The organism is Gluconacetobacter diazotrophicus PA1 5, assembly GCF_000021325.1.
Lineage (GTDB): Bacteria > Pseudomonadota > Alphaproteobacteria > Acetobacterales > Acetobacteraceae > Gluconacetobacter > Gluconacetobacter diazotrophicus.
Genome location: NC_011365.1, coordinates 878,657 through 896,757, shown reverse-complemented (window position 1 = coordinate 896,757; position 18,101 = coordinate 878,657). Strand labels below are relative to the sequence as shown.

At 64.4% G+C, this 18,101-nt stretch carries 14 protein-coding genes; 8 read left to right on the top strand and 6 right to left on the bottom strand.

The features are described 5' to 3' along the window. Nucleotides 1-449: 449 nt before the first annotated feature. From GDIA_RS03860 to GDIA_RS03845, 4 genes are read right to left on the bottom strand one after another with little or no spacing between them, the layout of a single operon-like run. Nucleotides 450-1,799 carry a UDP-glucose dehydrogenase family protein gene (locus GDIA_RS03860; protein ID WP_012553345.1) on the bottom strand — a complete coding sequence of 450 codons (1,350 nt, stop codon included), beginning with the start codon at nt 1,797-1,799 and terminating at the stop codon, nt 450-452. 46 nt (nt 1,800-1,845) lie between these two features. After that, on the bottom strand, nt 1,846-2,823 hold the full coding sequence (locus GDIA_RS03855; RefSeq protein ID WP_012553344.1) for a glycosyltransferase family 2 protein: 978 nt from the start codon (nt 2,821-2,823) through the stop codon (nt 1,846-1,848). 13 nt (nt 2,824-2,836) lie between these two features. Continuing rightward, the gene (locus GDIA_RS03850; protein WP_012226561.1) at nt 2,837-4,021 is read right to left on the bottom strand and encodes a glycosyltransferase; all 1,185 of its coding nucleotides are present in this window, start codon (nt 4,019-4,021) and stop codon (nt 2,837-2,839) included. A gap of 17 nt (nt 4,022-4,038) precedes the next feature. Continuing rightward, the gene (locus GDIA_RS03845; protein WP_244455096.1) at nt 4,039-5,088 is read right to left on the bottom strand and encodes a GumK N-terminal domain-containing glycosyltransferase; all 1,050 of its coding nucleotides are present in this window, start codon (nt 5,086-5,088) and stop codon (nt 4,039-4,041) included. Between the two features lie 580 nt (nt 5,089-5,668). Here GDIA_RS03845 and GDIA_RS03840 point away from each other — a divergent pair. The 8 genes from GDIA_RS03840 to GDIA_RS03805 all read left to right on the top strand — a co-directional run bounded on the left by GDIA_RS03840 (nt 5,669) and on the right by GDIA_RS03805 (nt 16,018). Continuing rightward, complete coding sequence (locus GDIA_RS03840) at nt 5,669-6,862, top strand: acyltransferase family protein (RefSeq protein ID WP_012553342.1); 1,194 nt, start codon at nt 5,669-5,671, stop codon at nt 6,860-6,862. Between the two features lie 11 nt (nt 6,863-6,873). After that, nucleotides 6,874-8,169: a polysaccharide polymerase gene (locus tag GDIA_RS03835; protein WP_244455095.1), complete on the top strand. Its 1,296-nt coding sequence runs from the start codon at nt 6,874-6,876 to the stop codon at nt 8,167-8,169. A 42-nt stretch (nt 8,170-8,211) separates the two neighbouring features. After that, the gene (locus GDIA_RS03830; RefSeq protein ID WP_041249424.1) at nt 8,212-9,201 is read left to right on the top strand and encodes a glycoside hydrolase family 5 protein; all 990 of its coding nucleotides are present in this window, start codon (nt 8,212-8,214) and stop codon (nt 9,199-9,201) included. 6 nt (nt 9,202-9,207) lie between these two features. Next, on the top strand, nt 9,208-10,362 hold the full coding sequence (locus tag GDIA_RS03825; protein ID WP_012553339.1) for a glycosyltransferase family 2 protein: 1,155 nt from the start codon (nt 9,208-9,210) through the stop codon (nt 10,360-10,362). A 38-nt stretch (nt 10,363-10,400) separates the two neighbouring features. Further along, entirely contained in the window at nt 10,401-11,915 is a 1,515-nt protein-coding gene (locus tag GDIA_RS03820) for a lipopolysaccharide biosynthesis protein (RefSeq protein ID WP_012553338.1), read from the top strand. 273 nt (nt 11,916-12,188) lie between these two features. After that, nucleotides 12,189-13,169, top strand: a complete 981-nt coding sequence (gene xylF / locus GDIA_RS03815) for a D-xylose ABC transporter substrate-binding protein (protein WP_173363377.1) — start codon at nt 12,189-12,191, stop codon at nt 13,167-13,169. An 85-nt stretch (nt 13,170-13,254) separates the two neighbouring features. Next, a complete protein-coding gene (locus GDIA_RS03810; protein ID WP_012553337.1) occupies nt 13,255-14,793 on the top strand; it encodes a xylose ABC transporter ATP-binding protein in 1,539 nt (512 codons plus the stop codon). A gap of 13 nt (nt 14,794-14,806) precedes the next feature. Then, entirely contained in the window at nt 14,807-16,018 is a 1,212-nt protein-coding gene (locus GDIA_RS03805) for a sugar ABC transporter permease (RefSeq protein ID WP_012553336.1), read from the top strand. A 21-nt stretch (nt 16,019-16,039) separates the two neighbouring features. On the opposite strand, the gene GDIA_RS03800 is transcribed toward GDIA_RS03805, so the two are convergent. Both GDIA_RS03800 and GDIA_RS03795 read right to left on the bottom strand, forming a co-directional pair. After that, complete coding sequence (locus tag GDIA_RS03800) at nt 16,040-16,876, bottom strand: 2OG-Fe(II) oxygenase (RefSeq protein ID WP_012226549.1); 837 nt, start codon at nt 16,874-16,876, stop codon at nt 16,040-16,042. A 138-nt stretch (nt 16,877-17,014) separates the two neighbouring features. Next, nucleotides 17,015-18,070, bottom strand: a complete 1,056-nt coding sequence (locus tag GDIA_RS03795) for an NAD(P)-dependent alcohol dehydrogenase (protein ID WP_012226548.1) — start codon at nt 18,068-18,070, stop codon at nt 17,015-17,017. Nucleotides 18,071-18,101: the final 31 nt, after the last annotated feature.

The window sequence follows — 18,101 nt, the reverse complement described above, 5'->3', positions numbered from 1 at the left end:
TCTGAAAAAAGTCTTTTTTAAGACGCGTATGTCAAAAAGTTCACGAATTTCTCAATCAGGCCGAAGCCGCCCGGTCTGTACGCGCGGACGTCCACACCGCCTGGGTTCCGTCGCGTCGATCAGACAGGCCGGGCGTGCTCCGCTCGGCGATATCGATCGTAAAAGGCTGATGCGTCGATAAAATGTCTTCCGTGGAGTTCCGGAAACCCCGGTTCGGCATCAAGACATAAACGTGATGCCCAAGGCACACGCGTAAATCCAGGCCCACGAGGGGCCGGGTGGAAAATTTCGAAGCATGTCAAGACTAGAGGCGGAAAGATGGCGGTGTCCAGCGTTTTGTGTAAAATATTTTATAAACTCGTGATGTAGGCAGAAGAAATGAACGATGTCTTGCCTCGGCCCCCCGGTGCCCCGATTTCGCAGGGGCATCGGGGCGCCGTCGTGGCCCGTTATTTCCGCACGGGGCCTTCGATCAGGGGGCGGCCGATTGATTCGTATTGGAAACCATGGTCGCGCATGGCCTTGGGTTCCCAGACATTGCGCAGGTCGACGATGACGTCGCCTTTCATCAGTTCGCGCAGCCGGGCGGGCGACAGGGCGCGGAATTCGTTCCATTCGGTCAGCACCACCAGGGCATCGACCCCCGTCGCGGCGTTCAGCGCGTCATGGCAATAGACGACTTCCTCGGGCAACAGCGGTTGGGCGGCCTCCATTCCCGCCGGGTCGAACGCGCGCAGCGTCGCACCCGCGCCGGCCAGGTGATGCAGGATGGGAATGGACGATGCCGCGCGCATGTCGTCTGTCTCGGGCTTGAAGGTCAGCCCCAGCACCCCGATCGTCAGGCCGGCCACGGACCCGCCGCAGGCCGCGACGATGCGGTGGGCCATGCGGGTCTTGCGCGTATCGTTGATGTCCACCGTCGTTTCGATCAGCCGCATGGGCGAGCCCGCGTCCTGGGCGATGTGGACCAGCGCCAGCGTGTCCTTGGGGAAGCACGAGCCGCCGAAGCCGGGGCCCGGGTGGAGGAACTTGCGGCCGATCCGGTTGTCCAGTCCGATGCCGCGGGCAATGTCGTGGACATCGGCCCCGACCTTTTCGCACAGGTCCGCGATCTCGTTGATGAAGGTGACTTTCATGGCCAGGAAGGAATTGGCGGCATATTTGGCCAGTTCCGCGGTTTCCAGGCTGGTGAACAGGATCGGGGCCTCGATCAGGTACAGCGGGCGGTAGAGCCGGCGCATGATCTCCATCGCACGGTGCGCACCCCCTTCCTTGGTCGTGTCGGTGCCGATGATCACGCGATCGGGGCGCATGAAATCGCCGATGGCGTTGCCCTCGCGCAGGAATTCGGGATTGGAGGCGACGTCGAAATCCAGGTCCGGCCGTACCCGGCGGATCAGGTCGGAAACCTGGCGTCCCGTCCCGACCGGCACCGTCGACTTGGTGACGACGACGGCATAATCCTTCATGCATTTCGCGATCTGTTCCGTCGCGGCATAGACATAGCGCAGGTCGGCATGCCCGTCGCCGCGCCGGGTGGGGGTGCCCACCGCGATGAAGATCGCCTCCGCTCCCTGGACCGCCTGTTCGATATTGTCGCCGAAGGTCAGGCGTCCGGCGGCCACGTTGTCGGCCACCAGCTTGTCCAGGCCCGGTTCGTAAATCGGGATACGGCCCTCGCGCAGCGCCGCCAGGCGGTCCGGGTCGGTTTCGACGATGGCCACGTTGGTGCCGAATTCGGCGAAGCAGGCGCCGGACACCAGTCCGACGTACCCGCCGCCAATCATTGCGATCTGCATGATCCACTCCTCTGCTTCATGATGGGTCCATGGGGGGCGCCGCCGGTCATGCCGAACGCCATTGCGCGACCCGGCGTTGCATCGCGCGCCCGATCTGCCACCCCATGCGCGGTACAAAAGACGGGCGTTTCACGGCCCGCGCCGCCAGGGCGCCGACCGCTCCGCGCCGGATCGCCTGCGAAAAGAAATGGGCGTCATCCAGCCGCCTGAGCCCTTCGGCCCGTGCCAGAAGCATCGCCGTCAGCCGGGGATCCGCACGGATCGCGGGGGCGTCCGCCAGGTCGATCGCCGCCTGCGCCAGCGCGCCGTAGGCGATCGTCGTGCGCGTCATGTCCGACGCCCGACGGCTGATCGTGCCCTCGCGCTGGGTGTAGAGGTAATGCGCCGTGTCCAGGATCCGCATCCGCGCCCCGTGCAGCAGCAGCGTCACCATGAAGGTGAAGTCCTCGCCATGGCGCTGCCCGACGGGATAGCGGATACCCGATCGGACCAGCAGGTCGCGCCGGATGACGGGCTTCAGCAACCCCCAGTCCACGCCCCGCCCGTCGGCCAGGTTATGGGCCAGATAGTCGTCCAGCGTTACCGGTGGCGGCGGCATGGCGCGCGGTCCCATGGCGCGTCCCGTCACCTGCCCGGCCACAGCGTCGTAATAGAGCAGGTCGTCCGCCAGGATGTCGGCCGCCGGGTCCTGCGCCGCCATGTCCGCCATCGCGTCCAGCCGGTCGGACGCATAGGCGTCATCCGCGTCGAGGATCGCGATCCAGTCGCCCGTGGCGTGGGCGATGCCCATATTGCGCGCCGCCGCCGGCCCGCCGTTCCGCGCCATGCGCAGCGGGCGGATGTGGGGGTGGCGCAGCGCCAGGGCCTCGACCACCGCCAGGGTCGTATCGGTCGAACAATCATCGACGACCAGGATTTCCGCCGCCGGCAGGCTCTGCGCCAGGACGGACCCGATGGCCCGTTCGACGAAGCGGGCGGCATTGTAGACCGGGATGATGACGGAAACGGCGATCCGGCCGGTCATGCGCTGGTCCTCGTCATGCGTCGATCCTCGCCAGTTCGTCGTACAGATCCTCCAGTGCCGCCGTGCAGAGCCGGATGTCATGCTTCCGCTGGACGAAGCGCCGGCCGGCGGCGCCCATGCGGTCCGCCAGTCCGTCATCCGCCAGCAGCGCCAGAAGCCGGTCGGTCAGCGCATCGATATCGCGTTCGGCAAAGGCGAAGCCGGTTTCGCCGTCCTCGATCCCCTCGGTCACGCCGCCGCGGGCCGAGGTGACGACGGGCACGCCGCTGGCCTGTGCCTCCAGCAGCACCAACGGCAGGCCCTCGGCGTCGCCGCTGACGGCCGTGACGCTGGGCAGGCAGAAGATGCGGGCCTGGTTCAGAAGGTCCTGCACCCGATCGCGCGATACCGCGCCGGTGAAGGTGACCGTATCCAGCGGCGCGGCCATGTCCTGCAGGGCCGCGCGTTCCGGCCCGTCGCCCGCGATGACCAGGCGGGCCTGCGGCATCCGGTCGCGCACGCGGCGGAAGGCCTCGATCAGGAAACGGCATCCCTTCTTTTCGACCAGCCTGCCCAGGAACAGGATGGTCGGCGCCCGGGCACCGGGGGTGGGCGCGCGTGGGACGAAACGGTCCGGATCGATGCCGATATGGCGGACATGGACCCGCCCGGCCGGCAGGCCCACGGCAATCGCGGCATCGCGGATGTGGCCGGATACCGCGACGAAGCTGACTTCGGGCCGCCGGGCCAGCTTCTGCAGGCGGCTGGGGTAGCTCTTCCACCGCCGTCCCGACCGGCCGGCCGAGAACCATGCCATGTGGGTGGTGATGTCCGACCCGTGCAGCGTCACCAGCAGCGGGACCGACAGCCGCCGCGCCAGATGCCAGGCCTCGACCCCGTCAAAGCCGAAATGGGCGTGGATCAGCGCCGGGCGAACCTGCCGGGCGATGCGGGTCAGGCCGGGCGGCGCGCGATCCAGCGTCCGCGCCACCACGCTGCGCGCGCGCTGCGGCAGGGTGGCGGGTCCGCGATAGGCGGCTTCGGCCGCCAGGCCTTCCAGCGGCAGCCGGTCGACCAGCCGTTCGCCGATCATCACCGGATTCCATCGGCGCAGGGCCAGGGACTGGTCCCGCACGAAGGTTTCGGACAGCGGCAGGATTTCGGTCCGATAGATCCCGACGGTCGGGCGGTCCGTCATACTGTCGGTTCTCTGAAGCATCCGTCCTTCCTTTCCGGCTAAAGCCTTGTGTCGGCATAGGCTTCGGGCGTGATGATGCGATCCACCACCTCGTTCCAGCCCAGCATCTGGGGGCGGATGGGGTCGCTATGGGCCAGGGCGTCGTCGATCGCCTGCCGGATCGATGCCGGGTCGCCCGGCCGGTATCCGTATCGTCCCGGCTGGTCGCCCATGGCGAAGTCGGGACAGATCGCGGGAATGCCGAACAGCCCGAATTGCCGAAGTTTCAAGGAAGTATCGAGCAGATAGCGTGGCGTGTCGCGGTCCAGGTACGGCGCCACCCCGAAGGCCGCGTGCTGCACGAAGGGCAGCGTCTGCTGGAAGGGCATTTCCTGGTGAATAATGATGTTGGGCGCCGACAGGCCGTCCGCGGCCTTGCCCGCGCCGATGACGTGGAAGTCGATATCGGGAAATTCCGCCGCCGCGATCGTGAAAAACGAGGCATCGAACAGCATCGACCCCATCGACACGCAGCTCCGCCGGTTGCCGTAAGGGTTGGGATAGGATCGCTCGGCGATCGTGCGGTCGATACCCTGGGGGATATAGAACGACGTGCGGTCGTGCGGCAGGCCGTCGCGCAGCAGGCGCGAGGGCAGGCGTATGGCATCGATGCTGTCGAAATTGGCCCGAAAGCGTCTCTTTATGGTTTCGGCGCAGCCGATGACGTCCAGATCGTCCGATGCCAGATAGACGATACGGGCCGTTGGATTCAGCCGGCGTGCATCCTCGATGAAAACCGGCGCCATGCCGGATTCGATGAAAATCGTGTCGGCATCGCAAAGCCACTGCCTTGGAATCCTTGGAATCATCCGGCGATAAAGCCAGAACATCGATTCCTCGACCGGTGCCAGGGCCGGGCGGCGGATGTTGAACGGGTGCCAGGCCGTACGCCACAGGAAGCATTCGACGCCATCGACGGTTTCCACACGGTTGGCGCGTGGCGCCAGATCGGCCCGGGTGTCCCCGCGATGTTCCGACAGACGGCTGAGGCCTACGGAAAAGAAGCGGGTTTCCCCACGCTTTGCCAGTTCGGCAGTGATGAAATGCACGCTCGCCTTCCGGCGGGAACGATAATCATGCACCGATATAACCAGTGATCCGGTCATGCGTACGGTCTGCCTCTCTTCGTTACTGATAACGCAGGGAACAGTCGCAATATCGATTTTGGAACGGGGCCAAAAATCCGCGTTCTCCGACGCGTGGCCCCGTCACCTGTAGGGGATCGTTTCGGGGAATGCAAGAAAGGAGAGAGGTCCTTCAATCGAAAAATTCCAGGCGCTATATGCCATCTCTTATCCGGCGACAAATAAGGCGATTCTTTGTCCATACGATGCCATTGGGATGGCGGGGGCAATGCTTGCTCATTCCAGTGGAAAATATCCGAAACATGCAATGTTACGCTTGCAAGTCCCGTCATGCTCTGGGTAAGTGGGGACGACGGCAATGCCGACACGCCCGCCGCCAGGGGCGGATCATGACAAGCGCGTCATCGTCGGCGTTTCGGTCTTGCGTCCTGAATGGAACATTCTGAAAGATCGAGAATCTCGGTCGTAAATCGTCAATTGGTGTGACGCCTGTACTTGCGGATGCATGGCAGCGGGCGAAATTCTCCAGCGGAGGGACGGTTGCATGTCGGACCATCTGTTTGAGGCACGATCGGAAAGATCCTATCTGGGACAATTGACGTCCCTGCGGGGGATCGCCTGCCTGGTCGTTCTGGTCGGTCATGTCATCCAGGTCATCCGTTACGATCCCGTTCCCCGGTCGCCGTGGGGGCGGGCGGTGCACGACATCGTCACCTATGCATTCAATGCCCAGGCGGCGGTTCTGCTGTTCTTCGTGCTCAGCGGCTGCGTGCTGTCGCTGTCGCTGCGTCGGGTGGAGCGGTTCGACTGGTCCGCCCTGACCGGATTCTATATCAAGCGCGTCTTCCGCATCTGTCCGCTCCTGTGGGTGTCGGTTCTCTTCGCCATCGTGGTGACGGTTCGGGTCCGTTCCTCGATGGATATCGGGGTCTTCGTGGACTGGCTGGCGCGCAACCTGGGCTCGCCGGTGTCGGTGCCGCATGTCGGACTGGCGCTGGTCGGCGCGTACACGCGTTATAACGGCCCGATGTGGTCGCTGCGGGTCGAACTGATCTTCTCGGTGCTGTTCCCCTTCATCCTGATCGCGATGCGCCATGTGCGTATACGCCCGTGGGCCCTGGCGGGTTTCCTCGTCCTGGCGCTGGTGCCGATGCCATCGGAAATCGGCCTGAATTTCGGCCTGGCCTTCGCGGTCGGGGCGCTGATCCCGATGCTGCCCCGGGTCGACTGGGCGGCGGCGCCGGCCATTCCCGTCATGGCGGTCGTGGTCCTGCTCTATGATCGCCTCGCCCTGGGCGGTCACGCGGTGCCGGAACAGATCTATGACGTGATCGAAACGTTGGCCGCGTTCGTCATCGTGCGCGACCTGTACGCGTCGGGACGGTCGTCCAGGGTGCTGAACCATCGCGCCGCCGTATGGGTGGGGGAACTGTCCTACAGCGTCTATCTGCTGCACCTGCCGATCCTTCTGGTGCTGTTCGACCTGATGCAGCATCAGGTCGGGCTGCGGCCGCTGCTGGCCGATCCGGACGTGACGCAACTGATGCTGGCATTGCTGACCATCGCCGTGACCCTGGCGGTATCCAGCGTGACCTATCGCCTGGTGGAATTGCCGCTGCACAATGTCGGGCGGGCGCTGGCCCGCCGTCTGCCCGCCAGCGATGGCCGGGCAGCGGCGTGGCGCGGCACTGTCGGGCTGGCAACACCGCTGACGGCCGGGCGCGAGGGCGAGGGATGACCGCCGGAATCATGTCGGCCGGCCGGATCCAGGTCCGCGGCGGCGGCCTGCAGGCGGGGAAATACCTGGTCCTCGCCGGGGCGGTCTTCAACCTGGCGTTGTGCTTCGTTTCGACCCGGCACTGGCTGCATATCGGAAACGCCCAGATCGCCATGGTGGAAATCGCGATCATGGCGGCCGGATTCTACCTGATCCGGCATCAGGTGGACCGGAACGCGCTCTGGATCATGGCCGTGACCTTCGGCTTCCTGGTGGGGGCGAAACTGGTCAATCCGGCCCTCAGCTTCAAGATCGTGCATGATGTCGGCATCATGTATATCTTCTTCGTCCTGGGGCGCATGACGACCGAGCGCGTGGCGTGGTCCACGATCTGGATCCTGACGGCGCTGGTCCTGGCGGTCGGCATGGTCGAACTGATCTTTACCGACATGTACGCCAGCCTTTTCAATATCTGGGATTATTACGTCCAGAAGGGCGTGATTTCCAGCGACACCGTCAATTACAGCAACACCAACCTGTTTCTCAGCGGCAATCGCGGGGCGGGCGCGGGCCGCACGTTCTTCCAGTCGATCTTCGGGCCGCACCGTGTGTCCTCCCTGTTCCTGGAGCCGGATTCGCTGGGGAATTTTTCGGCGGTCCTGTTCGCATGGTGCCTCAGCGTATCGCGCAACCAGCCGGGGCGGCGGTGCGTGCTGCTCTACGGCCTGGCGGTGCTGTGCTTCATCCTGGCGGATTCCCGGTTTGCCTCCGGCTGCTGCATGCTGATGCTGCTGATGCGCATCAGCCCGTTCTGCCGGGTGCCGCTGGTCGCTTTCCTCTGCCCGGTCATCGTGGCGACGGGGCTGACCGTCCTGGGGTCCCTGCACGAACTGCCCGGCGTGCTGCCGGCCATCATCAAGGACGACCTGTCCGGCCGGCTGATCTTCTCCGGCCGCCTGCTGGACTATTGGAATATCGGCCAGTGGTTCGGCCTGGCGCCCTCGCAGGTCTATACCTCCGATACTGGCTATGCCTACGTGCTGAACAATCTCGGCGCGATCCTGACCCTGTTCTATCTGGGGGTATTCGCCTTCCACCGGTCCCGCACGCCGGAAAGCGCGATCATGAAAACCATGATTTCGGTCTATTTCGCGACGTCGCTGTGCATCGGGGCCTCGGTTTTTACGATCAAGACGGCCGCGCTGCTGTGGTTCCTCTATGGCGTCACCGAGGTCATGGGCCCCGCCCGCCAGTCCGTCCGCCCCGTGCGGGCGGCACGCCCGGCCGCGCGCGCCGTTCTGCCGCAGGTGGCCGGGGCCGCCGTCTGATCCGCCATGATGGGAACGATTATGCGCATTATACAATTGCCCATGCGATCGACCGCCCTGGCGCTGCTGCTGCTCGCGGGGGCGATGCCGGCCCGGGCCCAGGACTACAAGGGTGTGAACCTGGCCGGGGCGGCCTATTCGTCGAACAAGATCCCGGGTCGCTACGGCTACGACTATCTGTTTCCCAAGCCGGGCGAGGTCACGTACTTCCATGACCGGGGGATGAATATCTTTCGCCTGTCCGTTCTGTGGGAACGGCTGCAGCCCGCGCCGGGGGTGGCGCTGGATTCCGGTTATATGGGCCGCATCAACGGGTTCGTGGACCAGGTCCACGCGGTGGGCGGCAAGGTCATCCTCGATATCCACGATTATGGCCGCTATCGCGGCACGCTGATCGGCGACGGCCAGGTGACCGCCGCCGATTTTCGCGACCTGTGGACCCGCCTGGGGACCGCGTTCCGCGACCGGCCGGATGTCTGGTTCGGCCTGATGAACGAACCGCAGCAGAAATCGGCCGAGGCGTGGCGCGATATCGAACAGCAGGCGATCCTGGGCATTCGCGCGGCGGGGGCCCGGAACCCGATCCTGGTATCGGGCGTTGGCTGGGACGCCGCCCATGGTTTCGCAACCGTAAATGCTCCGGCCCTGGCCACGCTGAAGGACCCCGACCATTCCCTGGTGTTCGAAGTCCATGAATATTTCGATCCCGACAGTTCGGGCCGCAGCCCGGACTGCATCCCGACCGATCAGGCGGTCGCGCGGCTGGCCTCCTTCACCGCATGGCTGCACCAGACGGGAAACAAGGGCTTCCTGGGCGAATTCGGCGTCGGCCGCAGCGCGGCCTGCCTGGATGTCCTGGACAAGGTCGCATCCTATCTGGCGGCCAACCAGGCGGTCTGGCTCGGCTGGACCTACTGGGCCGCCGGGCCGCTGTGGGGCGAATACATGTATACGCTGGAACCGACCAAGACCGGACAGGACCGGCCGCAGATGCTCGTCCTGGACCGTTACCTGACCCACCGGGGGAGATAAGGTGCAATGGCAGATCCCGTGATCGACATCCTGGTCCCGGCCTATAATGCCGAGCCGACCATCCGCGAGGCGATCGACAGCCTGCGCAACCAGACGGTGCGCAATATCCGCATCGTCGTCGTCGATGACGGGTCGACGGATGCGACCGGCCGCATCCTGGCCGAAATGGCGGCACAGGACGGGCGGATCGTCGTGCTGACCCAGCCCAACGGGGGAATCGTCGCCGCCCTGACATACGGGCTTTCGGTGTGCCGCGCCCCGTTCATCGCCCGGCACGATGCCGACGACCTGGCGGCCCCCGATCGCCTTGAACGCCAGATCCGCCATATGGAAGAGCACCCCGACTGCGTCGCGGTGTCCGGCAGTGGCAGCCATATCGACGCGCAGGGGCGGCCGACGGGCGGCCGGGTACGGCTGGCGCGGATCGACAAGGCCGACCCGTTCTGGATTCCGGCGCGCGAGCCCTACCTGCCGCAGCCCTTCCTGCTGATGCGGCGGGCCGCCTTCGACCTGGCCGGCGGATATCGCAGCCTGGCGGTGGCGGAAGACAGCGACCTGTACTGGCGGCTGGACGATATCGGGACGCTGTCGAACATCGACCGGAATTTCGGGTCCTATCGCGTCCATGCGGGCAGCGTGTCCAGTGCCTCGATCCGCAATGGCCGGTCCATGGCCTTCTGGTCGCAGATGGCCGCGCTGTCGGCGCGCCGCCGTCGCGCGGGCCAGCCGGACCAGGTGTTCAGCCCTGCCGAGCTGCGACGATGCGAAGCGGCGGAAACGCTGGAGGAATTCTTTCGCGCCGGCTGCCCCGGCCTGACCCAGGCCGAACGGTCCTGGCTGGCCCTGGCCCTGGGAATGAAGCTGGTCGCGCTGGCGTTCTACCGGCCCTACGAACTGGATAGCGCGGATTGCGCGTTCATCGGCCGCGCGCTGCGCGACCGGGACGTGGCAATCGACCGTGAAAACCGCGTCGAGATTGCCGAGCACCTGATGGCGACGGCAACCCGCCTGGCCGCGCATGGCCGTTTCGGCGATGCGCTGAAGCTGGTGTCGCCCGCGCGCTATCCCGTGCTGCTGGGCCGGATTTCGTTCCGGCTGGTGCTGCCGTCGGGCCTGCGCGACGTCTTCAAGCGCCTGGCGGGCCGCGCGCAACCGGCGTGACGACACCGGAAAGACGACGAGACCCAGAGGAGGACCGCATGGCGGCAGAAGGACAGGGCGCGCGCGCGGGCGGGCTGGGCAGGGCGGCCACCAGCGGGGTCCTGTGGCTGATGGTGCAGAGCCTGGCGGCGCGGGGAATCGGCTTCGTCTCGCAGCTGGCGCTGGCGTGGCTGCTGACCCCGGCCGATTTCGGGGTCATCGGCCTGGCCTATACCGTGTTCGGGATCGCCAACGCGCTGGTCAGCTTCGGTGTCGACGACGTGCTGCTGCAACGGCAGAAGGTCATGACGCTGTGGTCGGCGCCGGCCTTCTGGGTCTGCCTGTCGCTGGGGCTGCTGGGCATGGTCGGGATGCTGGTCGCCGCCCCGTTCGCCGCGTCCTGGTACCATTCGCCGGAACTGGTGGGGCTGATCGCGGCGCTGGCCATCGCCACGCCGATCAAGACCCTGGCCACCGTGCCTTCGGTGCGCATCCGCGCCGACATGGATTTCCGCTTCCTGGCGGCCTACAACACATTCGAAATCATGGCGCTGCAACTGGGGACGATCCTGCTGGCGTGGCTGGGATGCGGCGCCTACAGCTTCGCGATCCCGATTCCGGTGCTGGCCGTCATCAAGGCCGCCCTGTTCTGGTGGAAGGCCCCGCCGCGCATCGGCCGCGCGATCCGCAAGGTCCAGTTGCAGTACATCCTGGGCAGCAGCAGCACGGTGTTCGCCACGCGGACGATCATCGAAATCGTCAACCAGGGCGACTACATCGTCCTGGGGCTGATCGCGTCGCATTCCGTCGTCGGACTCTATTTCTTCGCCTTCCGCTTCTCGGCGCAGCCGGTGCGGATGCTGGCCGGCAATTTCATCAATGTCCTGCTGCCGGCCTTCGCGCAGTTGCGCAGCGACCCGCACCGCCAGACCGAGGCCGCGCTGAAGGCCTGTCGCCTGCTGGCCTATATCGTCGTGCCGTTCTGCTTCCTGCAGGCCGTCCTGGCCGGACCCGGCCTGCATTTCCTGTTCGGCGAACGCTGGATGCGGGCGGTGCCGTTCGTACAGATCCTCAGCCTGGGCCTGCCGTTCGACGCGGTGTCGTGGATTACCGGCTCGTTGCTCAGCGCGCGGCGCGAATTCCGGCTGGGGCTGATGTTCGCCGTGATCTCGGCGCCGCTCTTCTTCGGGCTGGCGATCGCGGGCGGCCTGGCGGACAGTGCGCTTGGCGTCGCGATGGCGGTGGCGTTCTATTATTTCACCTATCCGCCGCTCTGTTCGCTGCTGATCCTTCGGCGCTGCGGCGTGCCCGTCGGGCGCGTGATGGAGCTCTACGTCATGCCCTTCGTGATCTCGGCGGTGGCGATGGGGCTGGGGTACGCGTCATCGCTCCTGCCAGGCGTCCGCGCCCATGACCTGTCGCGGGTCATCGCGATCGGGACCGTGGGCACCGGCCTCTATCCGGTGCTGCTGTTCATGCTGCGACGCGACGTGTTCGACCAGCTTGCCGGACGGTTCGGCGGCATGCTGGGGAAGTTTCGGCGGGTCAAGGGCGGGGTCGCGCAGGCTGCCTAGAACGGCGCGCCCGCGTTGGGTCCGCCCCCTGCCAGATGACGCAGTCGTTATAGGGTAAGCACGCTATATCGCTTGTATTGCGCCAACACATCTGCTGTCAGTTTAGATAACGCCAGCAAGCCAAAAAGGCATTGCAAAATGACTGGCGAGGGATCGAACGACGCCTGATGGCGAAATCTGTTCGGCAAGAGCGGAGTGTGTTTGGTGAACAATAACAACAAGATTATCAAATGCCGCGCGTCTGTCACGCGTCGGGCAGCCCTTGGCGTGCTCATGGCCAGCGCGTTGTGCGCGATGGTGCCCCATGGGGCCATCGCCAGCGCCGCCCATCCGAAAATCGGTTTTTCCATCGACGACCTTCGCGTGGAACGCTGGACGCATGACCGCGACTATTTTGTCGCTGCTGCGACGAAACTGGGCGCGACCGTCAACGTGCAGTCGGCGAATGCCAGCGAATCCCGCCAGATGGCGCAGATTGAAAACCTGATATCCCGCGGGATGGATGTTATCGTCATCGTGCCGTTCAACGGCAAGGTGCTGGCCAATACGATTGCCGAAGCAAAGCAGGCCGGAATCAAGGTGATTTCCTATGATCGCCTGATCCTGGATTCGGATATCGACGCCTATATCTCGTTCGACAATGTGCGCGTGGGTGAAATGCAGGCCCAGGGCGTCGTGGATGCGGCACCGACCGGAAATTATTATCTGCTGGGCGGCGCGCCGACCGACAACAACGCGAAGTTGCTGCGCGAAGGCCAGATGAAGGTGCTGCAGCCCCTGGTGGACAGCCACAAGATCAAGATCGTGGGCGCCCAGTGGGTCAAGGAATGGAGCCCGACCGAGGCGCTTGCCATCACCGAAAACGCCCTGACCGCCACCGCCAACAAGATCGACGGCATCGTCGCGTCCAATGACACGATCGCGGGGGGTGCGATCCAGGCGCTGGCCGCGCAGGGCCTGGCAGGCAAGACGGCCATTTCCGGGCAGGATGCCGACCTTGCGGCGTTGCAGCGCATCAACAAGGGCACGCAGACCATGACGGTCTACAAGCCGTTGAAGGATATCGCATCCACCGCAGCGCACCTGGCGGTCGACCTGGCAAAGGGGACGACGCCCACTTATACGACCAAGATGAACAATGGGCAGAAGGATGTGAATACCGTTCTGCTGACGCCGATTTCACTGACCAAGGCCAATCTCGATCGCGTCGTGAAGGACGGGTATTTCACGATGGCACAGATCGAAGGACAGTAATCCTTCGCCGTGTGCGCGGGAAGACGGATACTCCTTCCCGCGCATCCCGATTGGAATGGACACGCGATACGCGAGGACACGGGATATGGCCGAATACCTTCTTGAAATGAAGGAGATTACCAAATCGTTTTCGGGCGTTCCGGCCCTGAACGGCATCAATATCCGTGTCCGGGCCGGCGAATGCGTCGGCCTGTGCGGCGAGAACGGCGCGGGTAAATCGACGCTTATGAAGGTTCTGTCGGCCGTGTATCCGTATGGAACGTGGGGCGGCCAGATCCTGTGGGACGGCGCCGAGCTGAAGGCCCGATCGATCCGGGAAACCGAAGATGCCGGTATCGTCATCATCCATCAGGAACTGATGCTGATTCCCCAATTGTCGGTGGCGGAGAACATCTTCCTGGGGCGCGAGCCGTACACGGCGGCTGGCCTGATCAATTTCAACAAGATGTACGAGGACGCGGCACGGCTGTTGGCCGAACTGCATATGGGTCACATCAACGTCGCACTGCCTGTCTCGCGTTATGGCGGGGGAGAGCAGCAACTGATCGAGATCGCCAAGGCGCTGGACAAGAAGGCGCGCCTGCTGATCCTGGACGAGCCGACATCCTCGTTGACCCGGTCCGAAATCCAGACGCTGCTGACGATCGTCAGGGAACTGAAGTCCAAGGGAACGGCCTGCGTCTACATTTCGCACAAGCTCGATGAAATCGAGGAAATCGCCGATACGGTCGTCGTGATCCGGGACGGGCGCTTCGTGGGCGAGGCGGCGATGGCCCAAATCACCACGAACGATATCATCCGCATGATGGTGGGGCGGGAACTGACCGCCCTGTTTCCGCGAGAGGAGCATGCGATCGGCGACGTGATCTTCCAGGCGCGGAACGTGACCTGCCTCGACCCGAACAACACCGCCAGAAAACGTGTCGACAATGTCTCGTTCTCGCTCCGCCAGGGTGAGATACTGGGTATTGCCGGACTTGTCGGTGCGGGGCGGACGGAACTGGTCAGCGCGCTGTTCGGCGCCTACCAGGGCGCATATTCCGCGGAATTCCTGATCAACAACAAGCCGGTCAAAATCAGGAACCCGCGGGACGCGGTCCGTCAGGGTATCTGCATGGTTCCCGAAGACCGCAAGGCCCACGGGATCGTTCCGGCGATGGGGGTGGGGTATAACATCACCCTGTCCGTCATCGGATCGCTGAGCCATCATGGCCTGATCGACGACGGGCATGAGTTTTCCTCGATCGGTGAGGCGATTACGCGCATGCGGATCAAGACCTCCAGCGCGCTGCTGCCGATCGCCAACCTTTCGGGCGGAAACCAGCAGAAAGCGGTCATTTCGAAAATGCTGGAACCGAAACCAAGGATCCTGATCCTCGACGAGCCGACGCGTGGGGTCGATGTCGGCGCCAAGGCCGAGATCTACAAGATCATGTTCGCCTTGGTGAAGGAAGGCATGTCGATCATCATGGTGTCGTCGGAACTGCCGGAAATACTCGGAATCAGCGACCGCGTCCTGGTGATCGGGGAAGGGCAGTTGCGCGGCGAATTCATCAACGACGCAACATTGACGCAAGAACGCATCCTGACGGCCGCCATCACGCCGATCGCGCAAGCCGCGTGAATTGAGACGTATCATGACCATACCCAATACCCCCGTGTCCAGCCCGCCGCATTTCACCGCCGGTATGGCCCAACGGGTCAAGCTGCTGGACACGGCGCACATCAGGCGCGCCTTTGCGCGATACAAGACGCTGGCGCTTCTGATCGCCATCGCGATCCTGTGGGGCGTGTTTTCCCACTTCACCGATGGCGATTTCCTGACGGCACGCAATTTCTCGAATCTGCTGCGGCAGATGTCCATTACGGGGATGCTCGCCTGCGGGATGGTGTTCGTGATCATTTCCGGGGAAATCGATCTGTCGGTCGGCTCCATGCTCGGGTTGCTCGGCGGTCTTGCGGCGATCCTGGATGTATCCTTTCATATGCCGCTGGTGTTGAATGTCCTGATCATCATCGTCGCGGGGGCGGCGATCGGGGCCTTCAACGGATATTGGGTTGCGTATCTGCGCATACCCTCCTTCATCGTCACCCTGGCCGGGTTGCTGGCGCTGCGCGGCATCCTGCTCGGGATTACCGGTGGCGCGACGATCGCCCCGGTATCGCCGCACCTGGTGGCGGTGGCGCAGGATTACCTGCCCCCGCTGTTCGGCCGGGGGCTGGAGATCGTCATTCTGGGCATCCTTGCCGCCTCGGCCTTCCAGTCCCGGGCCAACAGGACGCGCTACAATCTCGCGACGGCGCCCCTGTGGCTCGACATCGTCAAGCTGGCGGGGTCGGCGGCGGCGATTGTCGCGTTGTTCGCGGCGCTCGATGCCTATCGGGGCGTGCCGCTGCCGGTTCTCGCCATGTTGTTCTTCCTAGCGATTTTTACCGTCCTGGCGCAGCGGACGACCTTCGGCCGCCGCATCTATGCGATCGGTGGCAACCTGGAAGCCACACGCCTGTCCGGTGTGAACGTGAAGCTGGTCAAGCTGTCGGTCTTCAGCCTGATGGGCGTGATGGCCGCACTGGCCGGAATCAGTACGACGGCCCGGCTGGCGGCGGGCTCGCCTTCCGCCGGATCGCTCCAGGAACTCGACGCGATCGCCGCATGCATTATCGGCGGCACGTCCATGCGGGGCGGCGCGGGAACGGTCTTCGGGGCGCTGATTGGCGCGCTGATGATGGCGACGCTCGATAACGGCATGTCGATGCTGGGGGTCGAGGCATACTGGCAGATGATCGTGAAGGGCACGATCCTGTTGGCGGCGGTCTGGCTGGATGTCGTGACGAATACGAAGGAGTGAGAGCGGGTGGGCCTTCCACAATCAGGCACTGTTCCGGCGCGCCGCACGCCGGATCTTCTGCAGCAGTCTCACGCCCTGGGGGGGCAGGACGTTATGCAGCGTCGTCTGCAGGCGCGCGCTCGCGGACTGGCCGGGGCGTGGCATATAAACCGTTGTGTTCCGGCCCGATGCCGCATCGTTCGTATAGAAATAGGCAATCACGGCCTTGCGCTCCAGCCCCGGCCTGACCTGCTCGGGGTGGCCGTGCGCCGCGATCGCGGATTGTTCCATCAGGACCGTGCGCCCGAAATGCGGAATGATCGTGACGGCGCGCCGGGCGGGACGCATGGTCCACAGCTCCAGGCTGCCTCCACAGGTGCTGTCCCAGCCGTCATTCAGGTAGGTCAGAACCGCCAGCCGGTTGCTCAGATTCGTGGTTGGATGTTTCTGAAAATCGATATGCATGTCGAAATGACCGCTGCCCGAAACGACATGCAGCCCGCCGCCATATAATGTCGGGTCCGGCAGCAGGGCCTCGATTCCCGTCAGTTGCGTCAGCAGGCGCAGGAAGGGGCCGGAATTGATGAAGTCGAAATAACGCTGGATGCCAGGGGGAAGATCGGAATCGGGCTCTGTTCCCTTCTTTTTCTGCAGGGCGGTATTGTAGGATTTCCAGTGCCGGACGGCGCCTGTGTCGTAATCGTCCAGGACCGCGCGCAGCCAGGGTGCGGGAAACAGGTTGTCGATGATCAGGTGGGGAAACGGATGGGCCGCCAGGTAGCGTGCCTTCATCTGCTCCGCCGGTTCCGCCAACGTCAGGTCCCCGACCGAGAACGGCGCGGGCAGGGGGGGTGAAGGCCATGTCGCGTGCTGTGTCATCGGAAACCGCTCTGTCGTTCGCCACCGCCGTGAACAGGCAGGTGTTTCTCGAACGAGGATAGCGGCACATTGTTTCCAGACAACAGGAATAGGCCCCGGACGGCGAAGGGGCGACCGCCATGGCCGCCCCTGGCAGGATCAGGCCTGTGCGGGCAGTGTCGCCATGTCGATCACGAAGCGATATTTCACGTCGGATCGCAGCATGCGCGCATAGGCGGTCTCGATTTCATCCATGCGGATCATTTCGATGTCGGCGGTGATGCCGTGTTCGCCGCAGAAATCGAGCATTTCCTGGGTCTCGGGAATGCCGCCGATCAGCGAACCCGCGAAATTGCGCCGCTTCATCAGCAGGCTGAATACCGAGACGGGCAGCGGATTTTCCGGCGCCCCTACCTGGACCAGCGTGCCGTCGCGCTTCAGCAGGTTCAGGTAGGCGTTGATGTCGTGGTCGGCCGCGACGGCATCCAGGATGAAATCGAAGCGCCCGGCCTCGCGCGCCATGGCATCGGGGTCGCGCGACAGCACGACCTCATGCGCGCCCAGGCGCAGCCCGTCCTCGATCTTGCTGGCCGACGTGGTGAACAGCACGACCTCGGCCCCGAAGGCACGGGCGAACTTCACGCCCATATGGCCCAGGCCGCCCAGTCCCACGATGCCCACGCGCTGCCCGGGCCCGACCTTCCAGTGGCGCAGCGGGGACCAGGTCGTGATTCCGGCGCACAGCAGGGGCGCCACGGCCGCCAGGTCCAGGGTTTCGGGCACGTTCAGGACGAAGGCCTGGTCGACCACGATGGCACGGGAATAGCCGCCGAAGGTGATGCCGCGCCCGTGCCGGTCCTGGCCGTTATAGGTGCCGACGAAGCCGTTTTCGCAATATTGCTCGTACCCGTCGCGGCAGCTTTGGCATTCGCGGCAGGAATCGACCAGGCAGCCCACGCCCACCAGGTCCCCCGCGCGGAATTTTGTGACACCGGTGCCGACCTCGGCCACCCGGCCGACGATTTCATGCCCGGGAACGCAGGGGTAGATCGTGTTGTGCCATTCGTTGCGGGCCTGGTGCAGGTCGGAATGGCAGACGCCGCAATAATGGATGTCGATCCGCACGTCCTCCGGCCCGGTATCGCGACGTTCGAAGGCGAACGGGGCCAGCCGCGCGTCGGCGGCGGTGGCCGCATATCCTGTGCATGCGAACATGATGTGTGATCCTTCTGAAAATGTCGGGGCA